Origin of the sequence: Mesorhizobium sp. M1E.F.Ca.ET.041.01.1.1 (assembly GCF_003997355.1) — a bacterium.
In the GTDB taxonomy this organism is placed as follows: Bacteria; Pseudomonadota; Alphaproteobacteria; order Rhizobiales; family Rhizobiaceae; genus Mesorhizobium.
In genome coordinates this window covers 1-3,097 of record NZ_RZSL01000650.1, presented here as the reverse complement: position 1 = coordinate 3,097, position 3,097 = coordinate 1, and the positions used below count along the sequence as shown (strand labels likewise).

The following is a 3,097-nucleotide window of genomic DNA, read 5'->3' as shown; positions in this document are numbered from 1 at the left end:
TTCGAGGATTTGATGAAGCCGTTCGTCGCCGTCGCCTCGGAAGTCCGCACCGGTCATGAGATCTGGCTGTCGAACGGCTCGCTGATCACCGCCATGCGCGCGTCCTACGCGCTGCCCGGCGTCTTCGAACCCGTGAACTGCAATGGCCGCGTGCTGGTCGACGGCGCCCTGGTCAACCCGGTGCCGGTCTCGGTCTGCCGCGCCTACGAGCAGCCGCTCGTCGTCGCCGTCAACCTGCATTACGACCTGTTCGGCCGCGCCGCGGTGATCAAGCACAGCGCCGGCGAACTGGTCGTCGAGAAGGACGCGCCGAGCCCCGGTCAGGCCAATCCTCAGCATCATCCACACCAGACCCGGCTCGGCGTCACCGGCGTCATGGTCGAAGCCTTCAACATCATCCAGGACCGGATTTCGCGCGCCAGGCTTGCCGGCGATCCGCCCGACATGTCGCTGCAGCCGAAGCTCAGCCATATCGGCCTGACCGAGTTCCACCGCGCCGACGAGGCGATCCGCCTCGGCTATCAGGCGACGATGTCTCAGATCAGCGAATTGACGCGGCTGCAGACGGTCCTGGCCTGATTTTTCCCCGCCTTATGCGAGCGCCGCATCCATGATGCGGAATTGCACCGTGCGATTGCCGTTCCAATGGTTCGCCGAGAGCGAACCGGCGACATGCACGGTCTTGCCTCTGTTCTTGAACAGAAATTCGCCGAGCGCGGTGTCGACGGCGCGGAATGCGATCGCCTGGATGTTGCCGCCGCTTTGCGACTGCAGGTCGGCGCGGATGTGATTGGTGCCGATCGGCCGCGCATCGGCAAGCCTGTGACGCGGCAGCACGAATACCGGCGCGATATGCCCGGCACCGAACGGGCCGGCTTTTTCCAGCGCATCGAGAAGCGAAAGCGTCGCGCCCTCGGCGGCTAAGGCTCCGTCGATCGCCAGGCTTTCCTCGCTCTGCAGCCGGAACACGTCCGCCGCCGCGCGCTCCTCGAAGAAGGCTCTGAGCGCGCCGAGCTTGGCGCGCTCGACGGTGATGCCGGCCGCCATGCCGTGGCCGCCACCCTTGACGATCAGCCCGGCATCGGCCGCCTCGCGCACCAGCCGGCCGAGATCGAAACCGGATACCGAGCGTCCCGAGCCTGTGCCGATGCCATTGGCATTGAAGGCAATAGCGAAGGCGGGACGGCGCGCATGCTCCTTGAGGCGGGAGGCAAGCAGCCCGACGATGCCGGGATGCCAGCTGTTGCTGGCGGTGACGACGATGGCCGGGCCGTTGCCGCCGGCGAGTTCGGCATCGGCCTCGGCGCGCGCCTGCGCCAGCATCTCCATCTCCATCTGCTGCCGTTCCTGGTTGAGCCGGTCGAGCGTCTCGGCAATGCTCGCGGCTTCCACCGGATCGTCGGTGGCGAGCAGCCGGCTGCCGAGCGCGGCATCGCCGATGCGCCCGCCGGCATTGATGCGCGGCCCGATCAGATAGGCGAGATGGAAAGTGTTGATCGGCTCGCCGATGCGCGAGACCCGCGCCAGCGCCGCCAATCCCTCATTCTTCTGCTGGCGCGCGACCTGCAGCCCCTTGACCACGAACGCGCGATTGACCCCGGTGAGCGGCACCACATCGCAGACCGTCGCCAGCGCGACGAGGTCGAGCAGGGAAAGCAGATCGACAGGGTCGGCGTTCGGCAGCCTCTCGCGCAGCAACTTCGCCGTCTGCACCAGGCATAGGAAGACCACACCGGCCGCGCAGAGATGCCCCTGCCCCGAGAGGTCGTCCTCCCGGTTCGGATTGACCACCGCGTCCGCCGCCGGCAGCGCGCCGCCGACCTGATGGTGGTCGAGCACCACCACATCAGCGCCGGCTTGCTTTGCCGCCTCGATCGAGGCGGCGCTGTTGGTACCGCAGTCGACGGTGACGATCAGCTTCGCGCCGCGCGAGATCAGCTCGCGCATGGCTTCCGGATTGGGGCCATAGCCTTCAAAGATGCGGTCGGGAATGTAGATTTCGGACGGCACCGAGAAATGCGTGAGGAAGCGCTTCAGCAGCGCCGACGACGCTGCGCCGTCGACATCGTAATCGCCGAAGATCGCCACCTTCTCGCCGGCCACGATCGCATCCGCCAGCCGCGCCGCCGCCTTCTCCATGTCGGTCAGCGAGGCAGGGTTCGGCAAAAGCTCGCGGATGGTCGGATCGAGGAAACGCTCGGTCTGCTCGGCCGTCACGCCCCGCCCCGCGAGCACCCTGGCGACGATGTCGGGCACGCCGTGGCCTTGCGCGATGGCCAAAGCCACCATGTCCTGCCGCTCGGTCAGCCGGTGCCCCCAGGAGACACCGGTCGCCGACTGCCTGACATCGAGGAAGAACCGTCTTTCGCCCGTCATGCGGCGCGCCGCCTGCACATCATCCTCTGGCAGATATCAATATGCGGCGGCCGTAGCAATTCCGGGAAAGCGAGCGGCTAAAGGAAACTGTGGAACGGCTTTCCGTCCGCAATTGCGTCGAAAGAATTCAAGCAAGGCGAAATCAAAACTTGTCCAGATCCTGATGGCGCGCCTTGATCTCGCGCACGGTGCGTGAGGACGAGCGCAGCACGATGGTATGGGTGGTGATGAAGGTACGGCCGAACTTCACGCCGTCGAGCATATTGCCGTCGGTGACGCCGGTTGCCGCAAACAGCACGTCGCCGCGCGCCATGTCCTGGGCGCGATAGACCCGCTTCGGATCCGAAATGCCCATCTTTGCGGCCCGCGCCACCTTTTCCGGCGTGTCGAGGATCAGCCGGCAAGGCATCTGCCCGCCGGTGCAGCGCAGCGCTGCCGCTGCAAGCACCCCTTCCGGCGCGCCGCCGGTGCCGAGATAGATGTCGATGCCGGTCTCTTCCGGATCGGTGGTGTGGATGACGCCGGCGACATCGCCATCGCCGATCAGCCGGATCGCCGCGCCCGTGGCGCGCACGGCGTCGATCAGGCTGGCATGACGCGGCCGGTCGAGGATGCAGGCGGTGATATCGGTCACCGCGACGCCCTTGGCCTTGGCCAGATTGGCGATGTTTTCGGCCGGTGAGGCGTCGATGTCGATGGTTCCCTCGGCATAGCCCGGACC

At 66.5% G+C, this 3,097-nt stretch carries 3 protein-coding genes; 1 reads left to right on the top strand and 2 read right to left on the bottom strand.

The window, feature by feature from the left end; all coding sequences use genetic code 11:
* Positions 1–579: patatin-like phospholipase family protein (locus tag EOA38_RS31915; protein ID WP_145966164.1), on the top strand; the 579-nt coding region annotated here is incomplete at its 5' end.
* 12 nt (positions 580–591) lie between these two features.
* On the opposite strand, the gene recJ is transcribed toward EOA38_RS31915, so the two are convergent.
* Both recJ and EOA38_RS31905 read right to left on the bottom strand, forming a co-directional pair.
* Entirely contained in the window at positions 592–2,376 is a 1,785-nt protein-coding gene (recJ, locus tag EOA38_RS31910) for a single-stranded-DNA-specific exonuclease RecJ (RefSeq protein ID WP_126093444.1), read from the bottom strand.
* Positions 2,377–2,518: 142 nt separating this feature from the next.
* A partial coding sequence (locus EOA38_RS31905; RefSeq protein WP_127301097.1) for a fructose-bisphosphatase class II occupies positions 2,519–3,097 on the bottom strand: 579 nt, incomplete at its 5' end.